16 protein-coding genes and 1 tRNA gene are annotated in these 20,623 nt (G+C 39.3%); 11 read left to right on the top strand and 6 right to left on the bottom strand.

The window, feature by feature from the left end; translation table 11 throughout:
* The first annotated feature begins 3 nt into the window (after positions 1-3).
* On the top strand, positions 4-987 hold the full coding sequence (locus tag R3E32_08660; GenBank protein MEZ4884781.1) for an IS110 family transposase: 984 nt from the start codon (positions 4-6) through the stop codon (positions 985-987).
* Between the two features lie 143 nt (positions 988-1,130).
* Here R3E32_08660 and R3E32_08665 read toward each other — a convergent pair whose 3' ends face one another.
* On the bottom strand, positions 1,131-2,780 hold the full coding sequence (locus R3E32_08665) for a DUF1501 domain-containing protein (GenBank protein ID MEZ4884782.1): 1,650 nt from the start codon (positions 2,778-2,780) through the stop codon (positions 1,131-1,133).
* Between the two features lie 60 nt (positions 2,781-2,840).
* Complete coding sequence (locus R3E32_08670; GenBank protein MEZ4884783.1) at positions 2,841-4,304, bottom strand: DUF1800 domain-containing protein; 1,464 nt, start codon at positions 4,302-4,304, stop codon at positions 2,841-2,843.
* A gap of 535 nt (positions 4,305-4,839) precedes the next feature.
* Here R3E32_08670 and R3E32_08675 point away from each other — a divergent pair.
* The 6 genes from R3E32_08675 to R3E32_08700 all read left to right on the top strand — a co-directional run bounded on the left by R3E32_08675 (position 4,840) and on the right by R3E32_08700 (position 11,639).
* Positions 4,840-4,962 (top strand): type II toxin-antitoxin system PemK/MazF family toxin, encoded by a 123-nt coding sequence (locus tag R3E32_08675; GenBank protein MEZ4884784.1) that lies wholly within the window; start codon positions 4,840-4,842, stop codon positions 4,960-4,962.
* Between the two features lie 414 nt (positions 4,963-5,376).
* Positions 5,377-8,307 carry a hypothetical protein gene (locus R3E32_08680; protein MEZ4884785.1) on the top strand — a complete coding sequence of 977 codons (2,931 nt, stop codon included), beginning with the start codon at positions 5,377-5,379 and terminating at the stop codon, positions 8,305-8,307.
* 356 nt (positions 8,308-8,663) lie between these two features.
* Positions 8,664-9,806, top strand: coding sequence for an acyl-CoA dehydrogenase (locus tag R3E32_08685; protein MEZ4884786.1), 1,143 nt, complete (start codon positions 8,664-8,666; stop codon positions 9,804-9,806).
* Positions 9,807-9,947: 141 nt separating this feature from the next.
* On the top strand, positions 9,948-10,130 hold the full coding sequence (locus tag R3E32_08690) for a hypothetical protein (GenBank protein ID MEZ4884787.1): 183 nt from the start codon (positions 9,948-9,950) through the stop codon (positions 10,128-10,130).
* A gap of 171 nt (positions 10,131-10,301) precedes the next feature.
* Positions 10,302-10,841 carry a uracil-DNA glycosylase gene (gene ung, locus R3E32_08695; protein MEZ4884788.1) on the top strand — a complete coding sequence of 180 codons (540 nt, stop codon included), beginning with the start codon at positions 10,302-10,304 and terminating at the stop codon, positions 10,839-10,841.
* Between the two features lie 78 nt (positions 10,842-10,919).
* Positions 10,920-11,639: a gliding motility-associated C-terminal domain-containing protein gene (locus tag R3E32_08700; GenBank protein MEZ4884789.1), complete on the top strand. Its 720-nt coding sequence runs from the start codon at positions 10,920-10,922 to the stop codon at positions 11,637-11,639.
* 179 nt (positions 11,640-11,818) lie between these two features.
* Here R3E32_08700 and clpX read toward each other — a convergent pair whose 3' ends face one another.
* From clpX to R3E32_08720, 4 genes are all read right to left on the bottom strand, one after another.
* On the bottom strand, positions 11,819-13,060 hold the full coding sequence (clpX, locus tag R3E32_08705) for an ATP-dependent Clp protease ATP-binding subunit ClpX (protein ID MEZ4884790.1): 1,242 nt from the start codon (positions 13,058-13,060) through the stop codon (positions 11,819-11,821).
* A gap of 245 nt (positions 13,061-13,305) precedes the next feature.
* Positions 13,306-14,019, bottom strand: coding sequence for an ATP-dependent Clp protease proteolytic subunit (locus tag R3E32_08710; GenBank protein ID MEZ4884791.1), 714 nt, complete (start codon positions 14,017-14,019; stop codon positions 13,306-13,308).
* A 97-nt stretch (positions 14,020-14,116) separates the two neighbouring features.
* A complete protein-coding gene (locus tag R3E32_08715) occupies positions 14,117-15,661 on the bottom strand; it encodes a trigger factor (GenBank protein ID MEZ4884792.1) in 1,545 nt (514 codons plus the stop codon).
* Between the two features lie 170 nt (positions 15,662-15,831).
* Positions 15,832-15,913: transfer RNA gene (locus R3E32_08720), tRNA-Leu, on the bottom strand.
* Between the two features lie 116 nt (positions 15,914-16,029).
* Here R3E32_08720 and R3E32_08725 point away from each other — a divergent pair.
* The 4 genes from R3E32_08725 to R3E32_08740 all read left to right on the top strand — a co-directional run bounded on the left by R3E32_08725 (position 16,030) and on the right by R3E32_08740 (position 20,619).
* On the top strand, positions 16,030-18,246 hold the full coding sequence (locus R3E32_08725; protein ID MEZ4884793.1) for a RelA/SpoT family protein: 2,217 nt from the start codon (positions 16,030-16,032) through the stop codon (positions 18,244-18,246).
* A 132-nt stretch (positions 18,247-18,378) separates the two neighbouring features.
* A complete protein-coding gene (locus R3E32_08730) occupies positions 18,379-18,777 on the top strand; it encodes a hypothetical protein (protein ID MEZ4884794.1) in 399 nt (132 codons plus the stop codon).
* Positions 18,770-19,225: an HNH endonuclease signature motif containing protein gene (locus R3E32_08735; GenBank protein ID MEZ4884795.1), complete on the top strand. Its 456-nt coding sequence runs from the start codon at positions 18,770-18,772 to the stop codon at positions 19,223-19,225. Before R3E32_08730 ends, R3E32_08735 begins: the two co-directional genes overlap by 8 nt.
* A gap of 203 nt (positions 19,226-19,428) precedes the next feature.
* On the top strand, positions 19,429-20,619 hold the full coding sequence (locus tag R3E32_08740) for an SAM-dependent methyltransferase (protein MEZ4884796.1): 1,191 nt from the start codon (positions 19,429-19,431) through the stop codon (positions 20,617-20,619).
* The last annotated feature ends 4 nt before the right edge of the window (positions 20,620-20,623 follow it).

The following is a 20,623-nucleotide window of genomic DNA, read 5'->3' on the forward strand; positions in this document are numbered from 1 at the left end:
TTTATGAATTCTCTAATTATCGGTATAGATGTAAGTAACAAGACTTTAGACATTGCTTATCAAGAAGATAACCACTGGGTTGATTATCAAATCGAAAATACAATGAAATCCATAGAGGTATTCTTACAAGGTTTTGATGAACAACATATTACTTTTGTTTTAGAACCTACTGGCACTTACAGTGATAAGTTGCTTCATTCTTTAGACAAATCCAACTGCTCTATTAAATTGATTAATCCACAAAAAAGCAGTGCTTTTATGAAAGTCTTAGGCATTACTGCAAAAGATGATAAGCAAGCAGCAAGAGCTTTAGCAATAGCTGGAAAGACACTTGATTTGCCTGATTTTCAAATGCCTAATGAGGATATTCAAAAGAGAAAAAAAATGCAAATGGCTCTTAATGCCTTTGAAAAGCAGGAACGACAGACTAAAAATCAAATTCATAGCCTTATGCAGTGTCTTTACACACCAGATGTTGTCTTAGAAGCTTTTCAAGACGTATTGAATACGATACAAGACAATATTCGAAAAATCAAACAAGAATTGGATGCCTTGACTGACATTGGTTTCGATAAATTCAAAGAACTTGCCTGTTCTGTTAAGGGTATTGGCGAAAAATCAGCCCAATTACTATACACATATACTAATGGCTTTGAATTATTTACAAATTCTAAACAATTGGTTAAGTTTGTAGGCACCGTGCCTTTGACTCATCAATCGGGTTCTTCTGTGTATCGAAAAGGACGCATTTCAAAAGCTGGTCCAGCTCAAATTAGGACAGTTCTTTTCAATGCTACAAGAGCAGCTATACGATTCAATAAAGAATGTAAAGAACTTTTCAATAGACTCCGATCAAAAGGAAAGCCATACAAGGTAGCTAAAGTTGCTGTTATCAACAAGCTGCTTAGGCAAACTTTTGCCGTCGTTAAATCAGGTGTCAAATTTCAAGATGATTATCACAATAAATTCAAAGAACATATTGAATAAAATAACCAATTTAAAAAATAATCCGATTTTTGCTTGCTTTTTAATACAGTTCGTCTTAATCCTTCTCGAAGCACCAACAAGTGGAATAGAGCTATAGATTCCCAAACCAAGTGAGCTAAAAATCTCTGTTTCTCTATGTTCAATCAAAACAACAAACTAATCCGCCTACTATACGTCTTTCCACCCGTATCCAAACGATAGATATACTGCCCAGGCTTCAAGTGAAATTCCTGTGGATAAAAAGGAAAAGTATAACTACCCTCCGTTTGTGTAGTATTCACCAAAGTAGCCTTGGGTTTACCCGCCAAATCCAACAATTGCAGCCGCACAAAACCCCGTTTCAAGATAGCATACTTAATCAATCGTTGTTGCGGTTTTGAAGGATTTGGGTTGTGTCCAAACAGAACCGCCGTATCATTTGAACCTTTTGCAGGTTCACAATTCGGCAACAAATCGGAAATAATCGGAAAATTGCGACCCATAATTGCATCCGCCAATTGGCTTTCCATACAGAACCAATCTTTCAAAACAGAATAATACATCGCCCGAAAATCCGTCGTATGCTGCATATCACCATATTGGGGAATGTTGTCGAGACTTGCGTGTTCGCCCTTGATGCCCCCATTGATATTTGCTCCAAAAATGAATTGGGGAGCAGATGTTCCGTGATCCGTACCCAAAGAACCATTCTCATGTACTGTGCGTCCAAATTCCGAAATCGTCATAATCAAAGTATTCTCCCAAGCATCCGTTTCACCCTTCAAATCCTGAATAAACGCACTTACCGAATCTGCAATGTCGGTCATCAAATATTCATGGTAGCCTCGCTGTTCGGCATGAGTATCAAAGCCATCAATATCCACCAAATACACTTTTGTTCCCAAACGCCCTTTTATTAACCTCGCCACAATCTGCAATTGCTCTCCCAATTGCCCCTCTTGCGGATAGTCCACCTCCGTTGTTGAAGCATCAAAAGCTGTCTTGATAGCCTCCGAATAGCGGAAAGAACTATTGGCAACACTACGCATAAAGGTCGCCTCTTTACCGTAGCAATTATTCGGCAACAGCGAAGTATCGTAGAGTTGTCCCGTTTGGGCAATGCGGTAAAATTCTGTGGGATTGCTGATTGCCAAGGCCATACTCGTGTCCGCTCCTTTGAACATGAAGTTGGTACGTACCCCAATTTGCAGACCCGCAGGTGCATCAGGTGGTGCAATGCTGTAAGCAGGATATTCTTGGTCTAAGTGTCGACCTATCCAACCTGTGGTCAAATATTGTTCGGTGTCACTTGCCGAAGCCCAAATATCGGACGAGCGAAAATGTGAATAATCTTGGTCGGGATACCCCACACTTTGAAGCACCGCCATGTTGCCGTCATTCCACAAAGGCATGAGTGAATTCATGGCAGCATTGATGCCATAACCATCGCTCAAAGGAGTCAATTCGTTTTCTGGAACCGCAATGTTGGGGCGGATGTTGTAGTAAAAATCATTGCCTCTCGGAATAATCGTATTCAAACCGTCGTTCCCTCCCTTCAATCGCACGATTACCAAAGTCCTATCACTCTCCAAAGCTCCCAAAGCCTTCAACATCGAATTCGGTGCAAATGCTTTCAAACTACTGTTGCAGAGCATAAAAGATGCTCCTGCTGCAAACAATCCGCTCGTTGTCAAAAAATCTCGCCGACTCCAATTCTTGTGGTCGCAATTGTGCGCCTTTTCGTTTTGCAGGGTTTTGCCCTTGCGGTTTTGCGTTGATTTTGAAGTAGAAGAAGGGTGTTTATGTGTATTCATTTTGATTTACTTTCGAGTAATTTAGCAATAAAACAATATAACAATTGAGCCATAAAACAATTAGGTAAGTTGAAACTCAGGCAACCGCAACAAATGCCCCATCAACAACCGCATTTGACCTCGTGCTTCCGCCCAATCCAAACTCCAACTCCCATCCTGAAAATAATTTTCGGGAATATCACCCTTCAATACATCCGTAGCTACCTCATATTCATTCGGATTCGGCAAACCGTTTGGCAGAAAATAATCGACCATAGAACGAGCAATCAAGGCAACATCATTGGAATTGTTGGTCAGATAAAGTGCCAAATTTATCATAGGTATATAAGCATCCTCCTCCAAATTTTCAATAAATTCGCCCACCATATCCCAACGGCGGGTCAAGGTATTTTCGTTGATCCAAGCATGATGTCCTGGCCAACCTGCCACATCTACAGGTACAAACAATTGCTGCCCCAAACCATCTGAAGCATATACCAAATCCCTCAGGTTGTCGTCATTGTAGGGTAAGCCAGATGTATGTAAGAAGCCAATCAGATATTCCATAGGGCTTTTGATGCGAGTACCCACGACATCCTCATGGAAAAAATGCTCGCTTTTAAAAAGTTGGCGAAAAACGGGAGCGAGTTCAAAATTGTTGTTGCGGAATGTTTGTGCCAAACCTGCAACGACTTCTTCGTCAATGTCTTCATTCACAAAATAGCGGTAAATTTTGCTGCAAATATAAGTAGCAACTTGATTGGCACGAAGGGTAAAAATAAGTTGATGCACATCATTGTACCCCCAATTTCCAGTTTGACCAAAAATTTCTTTTGGTGAATTGTCGTGAAAATCAGGGTCAAAGCGTTGATTGTCGTTTTCGTAAAATTCGCAAGTTTCACCATTTGCCCCTATCCATCCCGTCAAAGCACGAGATATTTCATATACATCATCTTCTGTATAGCCATTGTTTTGACCAAGCGTGAACAACTCCATTAATTCCCGACCATAATTTTCGTTGATTTCATTGGCCGTATTGAGGTTGCCATTGAGGTAAATGAGCATTGCAGGAGTTTTGCCAATCGCTTCAACAAAAGTCCTAAAATTCCCCAAGGCATTTTGCTGCAAGGTTTTGTGGTAACTATACAGATAAGCCGAGCAGTAATAACTGTACCATTCGGTCACAAAATGATTGCTCCAAAACAGCACCAATTTGTCCCGAAAACCATTATTGAGCATATCTTTTACCCACTGAACCGACATTTCCTCATAGTGTTGCCCTACTTCTTCGTCAAAATCGGTGTAATCGTCCACAGGTTGCCGCGCCCATTCGGCCCAAGTTGGCGGAGGTGAAAGCGGCAGGTTGAGGGCTTGGTTAACCAATTGGTCAACCAAAGCCGCAGGACTCATATTGAGGGCTTGATTGATTTGTTCGGCAGTAGCCCCAAACGCCATTCGACGGTATAAATGCGCTACTCTTCGGACATTCCACGGGGTATCGCTGGAGGGAATATAGGTTTCGAGGCTGGAAGTTGCACAACTCATATTGATAATGTATTTGTTTCTTATGCTTTGGGTTTATTGATTTTTTACGAAACAATGTTGGTTTCGTTTGTGAGATTTTCAGCTAAATTTACTAATTTTCAACTGTTTTTCTATTTGATTGTTTAAATAATGTCAAAATTTGACAGCAATTTGATGTTTAGTATTATCTGCTATTGAAGAAAATTGTAACCTTTATAGGACGTTTTTATTGGAAACTATGATTTGAAGGAACGAAAACCTATATGGAAGGTGTTTTGTTTATTGAAGGAAACTTTATTGTTTAACATTCAAATAAAAACACCATTAGTATTGCAGAAATAAAATTAGACCTTTTTAGAAAAATCGATGATTTAGAAGATGACTATTTACTTCAAATTCACAAATTAATCAATGATAAAATAGCGTTTTTTGAAGCAGAAGAAGATAGAAAAGAAAAATCTACTTATGAAGAAATGGCTGCTGATGAAGAACGAGAAAAAGAAGCAGAATCTTGGTTAGAAGAAACCAATTATTCCACCAAAATCGAAGCAGAATTATGAAGAGAGGCGAAATCTGGTGGGTGAATTTCAGTCCTCCTGTTGGTGGAGAATTATGTAAAGACCGCCCTGCTGTTATTTTGAGTAATGATACGGCAAACCGAATACTCAATAGCGAGTAGTTAGTAAAAATAGGTTGAGCAATAAAGCTGGGGAATTGTTTGAGGAAGATTTGAAGAAAATCGGTAAAATTGTCATTAAATATTTGAAGATAAAGAAGTAAAGAAATTTTCGAATGCTTAAATCTAAGCGTTTATAGAAATAGAGCGTATTTCCATTAACCTAGTTTTCGGTTACGTTTTTCGTATTAATACGATAGTAAAAGCAAAAAATAGCTTGGGATTATTGAGATTCAAAAATTAGTTTGCGGTTTCATTTTACACGCCTTGAACATGAATAGGAATCTTGTACAGCACGGATGAAACAAAGTCAAGTAAAGAAAATTCTTTTCAGTATTCGATTCTTGTTTAAGGCTGAATACTCAGTTATCCTAAATGATAAATCAATAGAAACAAAAAATCCAAACCCCATATACAATGAAACACAATTACAAGTACCTCCAATTCATCATCTTATTCTTGCTTGCTGCAACTTTTTCCCTTCAATTGCAAGCCCAAGACCTCTATTTATTTGAAGACTTCAATGAATGTGAACTCCCAAGCGATTGGCGGACAAAGGTGGCAGGTGAAGCAGCAGTTTGGGGCGTGGGCATTTCCGAAAATGAAAATGCGGCTGAAAACAACAGTATGGATGGTACTTGCATGGTCTATTTTGACGACGATGCGGCGGGCGAAAACACCCCTGCTTGGAGTCTCGAATTGGAGTCACCCACCTTTGATGCAACGGTCAATGCCCAAATCACTCTTGAAGTTGATGTGCATTTTCGGAATTGGAACGGCAGCGCATCTTTGGTGATTGAAGCCTTCAATGGCAGCGAATACATTGAAGTAGAACGCTTTCAAGGCGAAGAAGACAGTGGATGGGGTTTTCCCGATTACCGCCATGTTTTTGTCGACTTGACTCCCCACAAAAACGACAAAATGACCGTCCGATTTGTGTATGACGATGGAAATGATTGGACTTGGTGGGCTTCAATTGATAACTTTGAAGTGAAAGGTTGGGGCAAAGATGGAGATTTGTTATTGGAAAACTTCAATGCGTGTGAAATGCCAGAAGGTTGGGAAACCAATGTTGAAAAAGGCTCATGGGATTGGCAATTCGGCACACAATTCGATAGTGACGAGCCAATTAGAAGCATTGACGGAAGTTGTTTTGTGTTTTTTGACGATGATGCCATTGGGGATACGATTCCTTCCAAAGTGCAACTAATTTCTCCTTCCTTCAATGGACGAGATTTTGCTCAAATATTCTTGGAAATGGATGTACATCACCGAGATTATCAATTAGAATCTTTCAATGTGTATGTTTTTGACGGAAGCGAATACCACCGAGCCAAAAGTTATACAGGTGAAAACATTGCAGGAGAATTTTTCAATTCTGCCATTCACGACCGCATTGACATTTCGGCTTATCGCGCTGAAAACATGCACCTTATATTTGAATACGACGACAACAATATGTGGGGTTGGTGGTCAGGATTTGACAATGTGCGGGTATATGGCGAGGGCGAAAGTTTCGATATTTGCGACAAAGCCAAAAGCGTGACTTTGGGCGGAATGTGTGTGGAAGGCACAAATATCAACGCACTTTTTGAAGGCAGTGCTTCGGAATGTGTGGAAAGTCTGCATGGAATTTGGTACTCTTTTGTCGCTCCAACTTCGGGTGCAGTGACTATTCGAGCCAAAACCGACTTCAACGATGTTTTGACCGTCTTTTCGGGAACGTGTGGTAATTTGCAGCAAATCAACTGCACTAATTACGATGAATTTGGTTTTGTAGGCGAAATTTTACCTGTCATGGACTTGACTCCAAATCAAACCTATTTTGTAAGGGTCAGTGGTGCAGTCGATAAATTCGGCAAAACGGAGGGCAATGTGTGCCTGTCCATTGCAGAAGGTGCAGCTACAAAAACACCTCCTGCAAATGACCTCTGTTCAGATGCCATTGTCCTGACTATCAATAGTGATTGCACACTGGGAACGAACAAAGATGCTACTTTCTTTGGCCCCGAACCGAGCCTCAACCTCAAATCAAAATCCTCGATATGGTACAGTTTTGAAGCCCCTGAGGATGGCGAGGTCATCATCGAAAGCAATGCCGACTTTGCAGATGTGTTGACCGTTTTTTCAGGTACTTGCGGCAATTTGACCGAAATCAGAAGCAGCGATTTTGGGCATAGTTTGCACCTCACAGACTTGGAAGTGGGTTCAACCTATTTGATTCAAAGCGCAGGTTTCTTCTCGACAGTCGAAGGAACGGTCTGCATGAAAGTGAGTTCGGCGGAAGCTGCCCCTGAAAACGATTTGTGTAACGGTGCCATCAACCTGCAATTGGGTGAAAGCTGCACCATCGGCAACAATACCTACGCTACATTCAATGGCCCTCGCCCAAGCTGCGATGTCGCCCCAACGGCTTCAATATGGTTCCGATTCACCGCCCCTTCTTCGGGCAGGGTTTTGGTCAATACGGGTGCAGATTTTGTGAATGTCTTGTCCGTTTTTGGTGGCCCTTGTAGCAATTTGGAGGAAATGGGCTGCGCCTACAATCCTTCAAAATGCGATGAAGGTGTGGTGTTTGAATTGGAGGGCGATGCCGACTATTTCCTTCAAGTGGCTTCGGCTCAAAATCCTTTTGGCTATACTTATGGCGATGTGTGTGTGCGGGTAAGCGACTACGAAAATGCGCCTGTCAAAGCCCGATTGAAGGTGTTTTTGGAAGGTGCGTATTCGAGCAGCAATCAAATGAACAACCACTTAAAAGCCGCCAACCTCATTCCTTTCGACCAACCTTACAACCGTGCGCCCTGGAACTATAATGGTACGGAGTGCATCACCGAAATGCCTGTCAATGCAGTAGATTGGGTCTTAGTCGAGCTTCGAGATGCCAACAACTCAGAAACAATCGTGGAACGAAAAGCGGCTATCCTCCTCTCCAATGGCAACATCGTGGACGAGGGCAATGATGGCGTTCTGTTTCAAAATGCAACCGAAAACAACAGTTATTACACCATCGTCCGACACCGCAACCATTTGGCAATCATGAGTTCTGTCCCTATTCCGTTTCCTAATTCGAATCACTACCATTTTACCGCCGACCCTTCGTATGTGATGGGTGGTGCAGCACAATTGACGCAATTGGAGAATGGCAGTTATGCGGCTATTGCAGGGGATTTTAATGCGGATGGAGTGATTTCTGTTTTTGACTTCAATTATTATTCGGAGCAAAAATCGATGTTGAACGCTTATGTGGATGGGGATTGTAATTTGGATAGAGCTGTTGGGGTGCAGGACTACAATTTGTATCAGGGGCATCCTTCGGTGATTGGGGTGGAGGAAGTGAGGTATTGATTGAACACAGAGTCACGGAGATTTTGCTTGCTTGTACCACTTTGGATTTTTGAACGGAGAGACGCTGAGACGGAGAGTTTTTTTATGCGAGTGAAAACTTTGGCAACGCTTGATGTATCTTTCACCATTCAAATCTCACAAAACCTAAAGGTGTTGGCAAATTTTCACTCGATATAAAGTAGAAATATGGTATAGTCCCCAAATTCTTCAATTTGTTAAATTTCAATTATTTACATTCTACATTCATTCATTTCTACCGTTTTATTCCCTTCAATATTCTTGAAGGAAGAACAAAAAACGTACCTTTGTGTTCCATTTTCTCCTTCTAATTAACTAAAACATAACCCCCAAAAACAATGAATTTTAAACTCACCGAAGAGCATTTGATGATCAGAGATGCGGCAAGAGATTTCGCTCAAAATGAATGTAAGCCAGGTGTAATCGACCGAGATACCCACAAAACCTATCCTGCTGAACAAGTGCGCCGTATGGGAGAGTTGGGGTTTTTAGGGATGATGGTGGACCCCAAATATGGTGGAAGTGGACTCGATACGATTTCGTATGTGTTGGCAATGGAAGAAATCTCTAAGGTAGATGCATCGTGTTCGGTAATCATGTCGGTGAACAATTCTCTCGTATGCTGGGGATTGGAAACATTTGGCAATGAGGAACAAAAAGAAAAATACTTACCTCGATTGGCAAAAGGTGAAATGGTAGGAGCATTCTGTCTATCCGAACCTGAAGCAGGCTCGGATGCCACACAACAACGCACAACAGCGATAGACATGGGCGATCACTACTTGGTGAATGGGACTAAAAACTGGATTACAAACGGCGGAACAGCAGGCATTTACATGGTAATCGCACAAACTGACGTGGACAAAGGACACCGAGGAATCAATGCGCTGATTATCGAAAAAGATTGGGAAGGGGTGAGTCATGGAGCAAAAGAAGACAAATTGGGAATCAGGGCTTCTGATACACATTCGGTGATGTTTCAGGATGTGAAAGTACCCAAAGAAAACCGAATTGGAGAGGATGGTTTCGGCTTCAAATTTGCGATGAAAACCCTTTCTGGTGGACGTATTGGCATTGCTGCTCAAGCTTTGGGAATTGCTTCTGGTGCTTATGAATTGGCTTTGGCTTACTCCAAAGAAAGAAAGGCTTTTGGCAAACCAATTAGTCACCATCAAGCGATTGCCTTCAAATTGGCGGACATGGCTACCGAAATTGAAGCTGCCCGCTTGTTATGCCTCAAAGCGGCTTACCTCAAAGATACACACCAAAACTACGACCTAGCTTCCTCTATGGCAAAAGTGTTTGCCTCAGAAGTGGCCATGAAAACCACAACAGAGGCGGTGCAAGTACATGGCGGTTATGGCTTTGTAAAAGAATACCATGTGGAAAGATTGATGCGAGATGCCAAAATCACCCAAATATATGAAGGAACTTCTGAGATTCAAAGGGTGGTGATTTCAAGGACAATTTTGAAGGATTGACCTATCTGATTCAAGACATATAAAGACTTCGGAAGTTTCATTTTAAATCGAACAACTCTCAGTGAAATAGTTCCTCGATTTTTTAAGAGCTAAACTTCCGAAGTCTGCATCCCTTTGTTATTCCATATTTTAATTGATTCTATGTCAAACGTAAACCCCAAAATTGAAGAAAGTTGGCTAATTGCCTTGGAAAAGGAATTTCAAGAGCCTTACTTTGCAGCAATTAAACAGTTTTTGGTCAAAGAGAAACAAGCGGGTAAAATCATTTATCCTCCAGGTTCACTAATAGACTTGTACGGATTTGATTATGATAGAGTTATGTGAAAAGTGATTTGTTGTGTGCAATTATTTTCCTCTTGAAAAACATTTGTTATAATCAAAATATAGGACTCTTTTTCAAAACATTTGTTTATGAGTGTTTTAAGCATAAAATAATAAATCATTAAATATTTTCAATAATTTATTATTCACTGATTATCGAGCCGAACAAGTCTAATCTTCAATGCTTTCAACAAAGTACCTTTCGACAAAGTGAAAGTGGTGATTTTGGGGCAGGATCCTTACAAAAACCCCGGTGAAGCAATGGGTTTGTCTTTCTCCGTTCCAAAAGGTGTCCGAGTACCGCCTTCTCTGCGAAATGTTTACAAAGAATTGGAGTCTGATATTGCAGGTTTTGTTGCGCCAAAGCATGGCGACTTGACCGATTGGGCTGAACAAGGAGTACTTCTACTAAATGCTACCTTGACCTTGGAGCAAAAGAAGTCCAATTCTCACAGCACTATTGGCTGGCAACGATTTACGGATGCGGTCATCAAAAAACTCTCGGACGGACGTTCTGGAGTTGTATTTATGTTGTGGGGTAATTTTGCGAAGACCAAAGCCGATTTGATTGACCAAAACAAACACTTGGTATTGACAGCAGCGCACCCTTCTCCAATGGCAGGCGGCGCGTTTTTTGGCAACAAACACTTTTCAAAAGCCAATACTTATTTGCAGCAGCAAGACCAAACACCGATTGATTGGACATTGAAGTAGGGCAATAAAAAACAGGAAAAGAGGTTACATAAACAACTACCTTATTGGTTATTATGTTTGCTCAAAAAATAATCCTGTATGACCTCACATTACTTCTCTAAAATTATTTGGCTGTCCTTTTTGATTTGGATATTCTCTGCAATCTGTGTGACTTCTCCCTCCATTTTTGCAAAAAATCAAGCACCTCTCTATCAGAATAAATATGTAGAAGGAAAATTGTATGTAGAAGTAAAAGCACGCTACCAAAGCATGAATTGGGAATATGATGAAGCGCTCGACAAACCAAAAAATCATGGATTGAAGCGGTGGATATTGCAGTATCAAGTGACCAAAATCGAAAAATTGACGACAGATAAAGCCAAAAATGCCTATTTTTTTTACTTCAAAAAGTCAAACCTAACCACTTCTTTCCTCCAAACTTTAAGCAATCTGCCCTATATAGAAAAAGCTACCCAAATACCAAATACAACACTTGCAGAACACAATCTTTACACTTCATCCGACCTTGCTTCTCACAAACCAAACTCTGTATTGATTCCCAATGCGTTTTCTCCAAATAGCGACCAATCCAATGATTATTTTGAAGTTAAGGGTCAAAATTTATTGGCTTATGAACTCCAAATTATTAACCGCTTGGGAGAGTCTATTTGTAAGGTAAATGAAACAAATACTTATGGTTGGGATGGAACTATTAAGGGGAAAGAAGTTCCTGTGGGTATTTATGCCTACTACGGTTGGGTTCGTTTTGAAGATGGAGAAACAAAAATATTGAAGGGATATCTGACCTTGATAAAATAAGAATATTGAACTTTGGATAAAAGAAGCAGGAAGTGAGATGCAAGATATAAGCTAATATTATGATTTAGACTTTTGAAGTTTCATTTCAAAAATTTGTTTTTACAAAGAAAAACAATACTTTATAAAGAGAAACTTCAAAAGTCTTTGTACAAAAGAAGTATGTTATTTAATTCACATTCCTAAGATGCAATCTTCAATGTATTCACTTTCTCCCCCGCAATCTTATCTTGAGCGTAGTCCAAAGTCACAATAAACTCATTAACATGACTTTTTGAAGGCAATTCAAACATGGCATCGGTCATTATTGCCTCACAAATAGAACGCAACCCTCTTGCTCCGAGTTTGAATTCAATTGCTTTTTCTACAATAAAATCCAATGCAGATTCGGTGAAGGAAAGATCTATTTTTTCCATTTCAAACAGTTTTTTGTACTGTTTGATAAGGGCATTTTTAGGTTCGGTAAGAATCAATCGAAGTGTTTTTGCATCAAGTGGTTCGAGGTAGGTCAGCACAGGTATGCGACCAATCAACTCAGGTATCAATCCAAAACTTTTGATATCTCTAGGGCTAACATAGCGCAACAAACTGTCTTCATGTGTGCGACCAATTAGGTTATCAGATTTGAAGCCGATAACCGATTTTTGAATACGGTTCGCAATCATTCTTTCCAAGCCGTCAAAAGCACCTCCACAGATAAACAAGATGTTTTGAGTATTGATTTTCACCATTTTTTGTTCAGGGTGCTTGCGTCCTCCCTGTGGCGGAACCAATACTTCTGAACCTTCCAAAAGTTTCAACATGGACTGCTGAACACCTTCGCCCGAAACATCACGGGTGATAGAAGGGTTGTCGCTTTTGCGGGTAATTTTGTCAATCTCATCAATGTAGATAATTCCTTTTTCGGCAGCTTGAACATCGTAATTGCAAACTTGCAACAAACGGCTCAAAATGCTTTCTACGTCCTCTCCAACATAACCTGCTTCTGTAAAAACAGTAGCGTCCACAATGGCAAAAGGCACATTCAAAAATCGGGCAATGGTTTTGGCCAACAATGTTTTTCCTGTTCCTGTGCGCCCAACCATCATGATGTTCGATTTCTCAATCTCAACTTCATCATCATCAGGTTGATTCAAGCGTTTGTAGTGATTATACACCGCAACAGACAAGACCTTTTTAGCATCTTCTTGTCCAATCACATACAAATCCAAATATTCTTTTATTTTTTTGGGATTCAACAAGTTAGGGAGTGAAAACTGAAATTTGCGTTTGGTTTGATACAGTTCCTCCTCCAAAATTTGCTGAGCTTGTGCGATACAAGTTTCACAGATATGCCCATTTAATCCTGCAATGAGAATCAGTGTTTCATCCTTGGTTTTACCACAAAAAGTACATTCAAAATCATCTTTTTTTCGTCTTGCCATGTTGCTCTACTATTAACAAAAAGTAACCCTCAAAAGTAAATCTGGATTTACTTTTGAGGGTTTAGATTATAAATATTGCTGTTCAATAGCACGTATATTAAAAATAATTAATTATTGTTTTATTGAGCCAGCAAAGATAAGAAATAATATCAAAAAGGTTGTTTTAAACAATTCAATCTTCGAGAAAGACTTCCTACCAATAGATTCAATTGTTAGGAAACATTTATCTAAGGATAGTGTTTACACTACTTATCGTCTTTGCCTTTGCTTCTTGTAAGAACCTCATCCACAATACCATACTCTTTAGCTTCCAAAGCACGCATCCAATAATCACGGTCACTATCTTTTGAGATTTTCTCAAAATCTTGTCCTGTGTGATGGCTCAAAATATTGTAGAGTTCTTCTCTCATTTGCATAATCAACTTATAAGAAATCTCCATATCACTAACTTGACCTTGCATTCCGCCCATCGGTTGGTGAATCATCACTCGACTATGCTGCAAGCAAGTACGCTTACCCTTAGCACCTGCAGCCAAAAGTACGGCTCCCATTGAAGCTGCCATACCCGTACAGATAGTATTCACATCAGGCATAATGTATTGCATGGTATCATAAATACCCAATCCTGCAATCACAGAACCACCTGGACTGTTGATATAAATAGAAATATCACGATTGGGATCAACCGATTCCATGAACAACAACTGCGCTTGAATGATATTTGCAGCCTGATCGGTCACAGGAACACCCATAAAAATAATACGATCCATCATCAATCGAGAAAACACGTCTAATTGAGCTACATTCATCGGACGTTCTTCAATGATATAAGGAGTCATACCCTTAGGCGACACATTGCTTGCATTCGTATTGGTATGGTTTACAAATTGGTCTACCGTCAAGCTATTCAATCCTTTATGTTGGACAGCATATTTTCTGAATTCGTTTCCAAAATCCATAGTTTATAAATTTTTACTTGTTTAATTGTAAATAAAAAAATGCAAGGAAGTTACCCGCATACAATAGTGGTGCTTTCACCCAAAAAGGTTACATACACTAAGATTCTTCTTCTGCCACAACAACAGTATCTTCCGTTTCTTTGTTCTCAACAACTGCTTCTTCAATAGAAGAATTTTCATCCACTGATTCTACTTCATTGTCTTTTTTAAGTAAGTCATTGTATTCATCCACACTTAACCCTATCGTATTCAAAGAAACCGTTTCCCTTAGCTTAAGCGCCACTTGTTTCTCTATTACCTTTGCGCTCATATTTCTCACATATTCTTCATCCTGCAAACGTGACTCTACCAACTGCTTGAGAAAATCATCAGGTATTCCTTGTCCTCCCATATACATCCGAAACATAGAACTGACTTCCTTAATCGTTTCTGAAATAATTAAATTGTTGTCTATCTCAATTTCAAAATGTTTCGCCAAATCCTCAAGTATAACTCGCCATTTCAAATCGTTAAAATAATCGGCAAAGGCAGATTCTTTATCTTCAATCTTTTCATCCTTATTATTAAAAAACCACATGCTACGTATGGATTTTTCTGCCAAATCTACTTGAGTAGTTGCGACAATGTGCTCTCGGAGCCTAAGCCACAATCTTGAACTTGTTTGATCATCATATTGACGAGCCAATGATTCCTTGATTTTTTCACGAAAAAATTCAGGTGTTACAATTTCTGGAACAAGACTTTCAGAGTTCACTACCGCAGTTTCCTCATCCTCACTTTCCAATACCGTATCATCTTCCAATCCAAAGACCTTCATAAACAATTCCTTGTCAATAGCAGCCTTTTTCAGTCTTTTCACCGTCTTGATGGTCATTCTAAACTTACCAGAAGTTTCGATAAAATCGCCATCGTCATCTACATCCAAGTCTAACAAAACAGATGAGATTTGATTATCTTCTCTGTCAAAAGCTTCAAATATGTCTATATCAATAGAATCTCCCTTTTTCAATGCCAATACACTTTCTCGTGGACCTTCTTCTTTTAGCATATCAACCGCTATCCAAGTTGTATTCTCCACACCTTCTTCTTTCACATTTCCCTCTGCATCCAATTCTACAAATGACACCTCCAAGGAATCCGATTCATCTATATCATTTTCGACCTCTTCACTAGTGCCATATTGCTTTTGCAAACGACTTATTTCCTCGTCCAATAAATCGTCAGCCACTTCAATCTGATAATTATCAAAAACCGTATCACTATCGTTCAACAATGGAATTTCTATAGACGGCTTCAAGGCTACTTCAAAATCAAACGTGTAGTTTTTATCACCATCCACATCCATCTTATCCATATCGTTGTCCATCATCACAGGATTCGCCAATATTTCCCATTCCGTTTCTTTCAGAAAATTGTTTAACTGCTCTTCCAGCACCTTATTCAATTGTTCTGCAAAAACAGATTTTCCAAACATCTTCTTAACCACACCCATAGGCACCATGCCCGCTCTAAAACCCTTAATTTGCGCCTTCTTTCTCAGGTTTTTCAGTTCATTATTGACCGCCTCTTGATAATCGCCAGGTTCAATCGTCAATTTTATCAAACCAAGACCATTTTCAAGTATTTCCTTGTTAACTTGCATCTATCTACACAAATTTTGTTAGTAAATTTCTTTTAATTAAATTAACTGCAAAAGTACGTATAAACTCTCAACAAACAAATTTCACATTGCTTACGTAGTTAACTTTTAAATTCACTGCATAAAAAAAGCGAGCAGTATTGAATCAATACTACTCGCTTTTTGGTTGAAAGTGCGGGTGAAGGGACTCGAACCCCCACGCCCGAAGGCACTAGATCCTAAGTCTAGCACGTCTACCAATTCCATCACACCCGCATTTTTCATTTTGAGAGTGCAAATTTAGCCTTTTTTTGTAAAATTGATAATTAACCACAAAAATTTGTTATTTTTATTTTGATTTTGTTTTTACCTTCAATGATAACCAGCAAAAAATGAGCATGATTTCGACACACGTTTTTGAAAAAATTGAAGAACCAGAGGTGATTACAGCCTGCAAAGATTTACTTCAAGCCTGTGAGCCACTGAGCGATGCCGATAGAGACCGCATCGAAAGAGCCATTGGAGTAGCTTATGATGCTCATAAGGGAATGATGCGTAAAGCAGGTGGTCCATATATTTTGCATCCTATTGAAGTGGCTCAAATCGTGGCAAGTGAAGTTGGACTGGGAGCTACATCTGTTATCTGTGCGCTTCTACACGATGTAGTAGAAGATACGGACATGACATTGGAAGATCTGCAGCGAGATTTTGGTGCAAAGGTCGCAGACATTGTGGACGGACTTACCAAAATAAAACTCTACAATAAAAGTTGGGTGGTTCAAAAAGCAGAAAATTTCAAAAAGATATTGTTTGCATTGGGAAAAGATGTGCGAGTTATTTTGATAAAACTGGCAGACCGCCTTCACAATATGCGAACAATGGATGCCATGCCCCACCATAAGCAGGAATTGATTGCTTCCGAAACACTGTTTTTATATACACCAATTGCACATCGACTGGGATTGTATCGCATCAAATCAGAACTAGAAGACCTTTCTATTAAGTACACACAGCGAGAGATTTACAAAGAAATTGCAGGAAAACTCAGTGAAACAAAAAGAAGTAGGGAAAAATTTATTCACGAATTCATTGAGCCTGTCAAAGAAAAATTGCAGGAAGGAGACATTGGTGAATTCCAAATATATGGTCGTCCTAAACACATTTTTTCTATTCTCAGCAAAATGAGGAACAAGGGTGTTCCTTTTGAAGAGATTTATGATTTGTTTGCCATACGAATCATCATTGATGCAGATGACAAAGAAGGTAAAGCCCTTTGCTGGAAAGCTTATTCGATTGTCACCGACCTTTACCGCCCAAACCCTGGCAGACTCCGAGATTGGATTTCTAACCCCAAATCAAATGGTTACGAATCACTGCATACGACAGTGATGGGGCCTGGAGGAAAATGGGTTGAAGTGCAAATTCGAACGGTGATTATGAATGAAATTGCAGAAAAAGGGGTAGCCGCTCACTGGAAATACAAAGGTGGTCGAGCAGATGGACAGTTTGACGATTGGCTGCAAAAGGTACGGGAATACCTTCAAAACCCACAAGGTACTGCTGTGGATTTGCTGCATGATTTTCGACACAATCTCTACGTCAATAATATCTACGTCTTTACTCCAAAAGGGGATGTACGCACACTTCCCAGCAATGCAACTATTTTGGATTTTGCCTTCGATATTCACACCGATTTGGGATGTATGTGCATTGGGGCAAAAATTGATGGAAAATTATACCCTATTTCTTACCGCCTCAAAAGTGGCGACCAAATAGAAATCATCACCTCCAAAAAACAAAAACCCTCCGAAGATTGGCTCAACACCGCTGTGACGAGCAAGGCAAGAACCAAAATCAGGCAGGTACTGAAAAATGAAAAGCGGAAAATAGCAGATCTCGGTAAAGAAATGCTCGAACGCAAACTTCGTGGATTGAAGGCATCAATTAGCAATAACCTCATTGACGAATTGGCCCATTACTACAAATTTGACGACCGCTTGGAGTTTCTCTACCAAATTTCACAGAAAAAATTTGACCTTTCGGTGTTGAAACAACTCAACATTATAGGTGATAAAATCATTGTCAATAAGGAACACAAACCCAATACCATCAATGTTGAAGACCTAAATATTCCGAGCAAACACCAACTCGATGATGTGGATATCAACATCTTTGAAGGTTTCGCGGATCAAATAGACTACAACATTGCTAACTGCTGTCGACCTGTGGCTGGTGATGAAGTTTTTGGCTTTATTACTGTCGGCAAAGGCATTCACATTCACCGAAAAAATTGTCCAAATGCAGAGGATTTGTGCACACGCTATCCTTACCGAATTGTCAAAATAAAATGGTCAAAAGCTTCCAAAAATGTACTGTTCCTCACCCACATTCGCATCAGTGGAATCGACGACATTGGTTTGGTAAACAAGCTAACTAGCATCATTTCCAACGATTTGAAGATAAATATGCGTGCTATTTCTTTGGATGCAAAAGATGGATTGTTTGAAGGAAACATTGAAGTATATATGAACGACAACCAAGAATTGAAGCTGCTCATCAAAAAATTGGAACAAGTTGAGGGGATTCACAAAATCGAGCGATTGAGCTAAAAATAGCCAGTCACACCGAAATGGAAATGAGAACTTATTATTGTTTTTATCTGTTTATTTTTATCAAACTAAAACCCTCATACTATAAGTAAATGCAACTACTGAGTTGCAATATAAAATGTGTTTGTAAAGATGGAAGTAAATACTGCTATACAAATTGATCTCAATAGTGTATTACAGGGCATTGCCTTATTAGACACCGATAATCTGCGAATATTCACAAACGAAGTAGTTCAGTTACTTGTAAATAGAACATCTGATAGCAAGCAAGCTAAAGAATGGACAATAATTTATCAAATTTATACCCTTGTTCCACAAAACATTAAAACTAGATATGAACAACTCTCACATCAACTTGGAATAGACCAACTAAGCGAGAGTGAGCACGAGGAATTTATGCAGTTGAATGAAAAAATGGAAAATTTTAGTGTAGTAAGACTTGAATTGCTAATAGAACTCGCCAATATTCGACAAACTACTGTTTCTGAAGTTATGCAGCAACTAGGGCTACAAAAACCTACTCATGACTAGACGTTATATTCGTAAACAGGAGAAAGCAACCATCGCACAACGTGCGAGTTTTAGATGTGAGTATTGTCTTATTCCTGATACCTATTCTATGCAAGCATTTGTTAATGAGCATATCAATCCTGTTAGTAAAGGAGGTGTTACTGAATTAATAAACCTTGCCTATGCCTGTGGAGGCTGCAATGGGCATAAACATGAACAAACAGAAGTTGAGGATATAGAAATAGGTGAAAGTGTTCCTCTCTTTAATCCACGAAAACAAAAATGGAAAGATCATTTTGAATGGAGTGAGGATAAAGTACAAATAATTGGTCTTACCGCAGTTGGAAGAGTAACTGTTTCTACTTTGAAAATGAATAGAGTTGGATTGGTTAATTTAAGAAAACTACTGCTCACAATTAATGAACATCCACCTAAATTAAGTAGACTTGTTCGGCTCGATAATCAGTGAATAATAAATTATTGAAAATATTTAATGATTTATTATTTTATGCTTAAAACACTCATAAACAAATGTTTTGAAAAAGAGTCCTATATTTTGATTATAACAAATGTTTTTCAAGAGGAAAATAATTGCACACAACAAATCACTTTTCACATAACTCTATCATAATCAAATCCGTACAAGTCTAGTGAATAAAAATACTCTATTGTATGCCCTCTGACTTACAAAAAATTAAATCCCTTCTCCAAGAAAGTCTCAATAACAATACTTTTGTAAAGCTCTCTTTGGGCAATTACAAAGGCAGTGATGCGGAACTAAAAAACATCCGAGTGAAGCGTACACTCATCAAACGAAAAGACAAACTAAGTTTTACATACCGCTTCAAAACAAGGGATGTGGTGAAAAACTATGATTTTGAAGGAGGTATTCAACTGATGGAAGAACAAGTAAAAATGGACGGTTTTCGACATTTGTTATTATGCACCACCGATTTTGACCTGCAATTGATGGTGGATAAAAAGGGAAAATGGCGACTGCAAAAACAAAAACCCACCACTACTACCCTACCCTCTTTGGCACACGACCGCCCAAAAAACCGCAAAATCGAAGCCTCAAATCAACCTTACCTTCAAGCTCTTAGAATCACAGATGCTTCTGGAAAGGTCTATAAGGCTGCCCAAAATAAATACCGTCAAATCAATCACTATATCGAAATTCTGAGCAGCCTATTGAAGGAACTTCCTCAAAGTGAACAGATAAATGTAGTCGATATGGGAGCTGGGAAAGGATATTTGACCTTTGCCCTGTACGATTACCTAAACAACGTTTTGAAGAAAAAAGCGAAGGTGACGGGTGTTGAGTTCCGCAAAGATTTGGTGGATTTGTGCAATGACATTGCGAAAAAGTCGGGCTTTGACCAACTGCAATTTGAAGAAGGAACGATTGAAAACTATGAAAACCCTTCGATTGATGTTTTGATTGCACTTCATGCCTGTGATACGGCTACGGATGATGCGATTGCGAAAGGTATTCGTGGAGATGCCGATTTGATTGTCGTTGCGCCCTGCTGTCACAAGCAGATTCGGCGAGAAATGGAGCAATACAAAGTCAAAAATGAACTGGATTTTTTGACCCAATATGGCATTTTTTTGGAACGACAGGCGGAGATGGTGACAGACGGAATTCGTGCATTGATTTTGGAATATTTTGGGTATTCGACCAAAGTTTTTGAGTTTATTTCGGATGCACATACGCCTAAAAATGTGTTGGTCGTTGGGGTGAAAAAGCCACATTCAAACGTAGATAAAGAGGCGATTTTGAAGAAAATTGAGAAAACGAAGGCATTTTTCGGGATTGGAGTACATCATTTAGAGAAGCAAGTCCTTAACAATCAAATCTAAAATG

Source organism: Chitinophagales bacterium, from assembly GCA_041392475.1.
In the GTDB taxonomy this organism is placed as follows: Bacteria; Bacteroidota; Bacteroidia; order Chitinophagales; family UBA2359; genus JAUHXA01.

What these genes read in the sequence shown, in the direction of transcription:
- R3E32_08660 (MEZ4884781.1), top strand. Translation starts at nt 4, where the DNA reads ATGAATTCTCTAATTATCGGTATAGATGTAAGTAACAAGACTTTAGAC.
- R3E32_08665 (MEZ4884782.1), bottom strand. Translation starts at nt 2,780, where the DNA reads ATGAATACACATAAACACCCTTCTTCTACTTCAAAATCAACGCAAAAC.
- R3E32_08670 (MEZ4884783.1), bottom strand. Translation starts at nt 4,304, where the DNA reads ATGAGTTGTGCAACTTCCAGCCTCGAAACCTATATTCCCTCCAGCGAT.
- R3E32_08675 (MEZ4884784.1), top strand. Translation starts at nt 4,840, where the DNA reads ATGAAGAGAGGCGAAATCTGGTGGGTGAATTTCAGTCCTCCTGTTGGT.
- R3E32_08680 (MEZ4884785.1), top strand. Translation starts at nt 5,377, where the DNA reads ATGAAACACAATTACAAGTACCTCCAATTCATCATCTTATTCTTGCTT.
- R3E32_08685 (MEZ4884786.1), top strand. Translation starts at nt 8,664, where the DNA reads ATGAATTTTAAACTCACCGAAGAGCATTTGATGATCAGAGATGCGGCA.
- R3E32_08690 (MEZ4884787.1), top strand. Translation starts at nt 9,948, where the DNA reads ATGTCAAACGTAAACCCCAAAATTGAAGAAAGTTGGCTAATTGCCTTG.
- R3E32_08700 (MEZ4884789.1), top strand. Translation starts at nt 10,920, where the DNA reads ATGACCTCACATTACTTCTCTAAAATTATTTGGCTGTCCTTTTTGATT.
- clpX (MEZ4884790.1), bottom strand. Translation starts at nt 13,060, where the DNA reads ATGGCAAGACGAAAAAAAGATGATTTTGAATGTACTTTTTGTGGTAAA.
- R3E32_08710 (MEZ4884791.1), bottom strand. Translation starts at nt 14,019, where the DNA reads ATGGATTTTGGAAACGAATTCAGAAAATATGCTGTCCAACATAAAGGA.
- R3E32_08715 (MEZ4884792.1), bottom strand. Translation starts at nt 15,661, where the DNA reads ATGCAAGTTAACAAGGAAATACTTGAAAATGGTCTTGGTTTGATAAAA.
- R3E32_08725 (MEZ4884793.1), top strand. Translation starts at nt 16,030, where the DNA reads ATGAGCATGATTTCGACACACGTTTTTGAAAAAATTGAAGAACCAGAG.
- R3E32_08730 (MEZ4884794.1), top strand. Translation starts at nt 18,379, where the DNA reads ATGGAAGTAAATACTGCTATACAAATTGATCTCAATAGTGTATTACAG.
- R3E32_08735 (MEZ4884795.1), top strand. Translation starts at nt 18,770, where the DNA reads ATGACTAGACGTTATATTCGTAAACAGGAGAAAGCAACCATCGCACAA.
- R3E32_08740 (MEZ4884796.1), top strand. Translation starts at nt 19,429, where the DNA reads ATGCCCTCTGACTTACAAAAAATTAAATCCCTTCTCCAAGAAAGTCTC.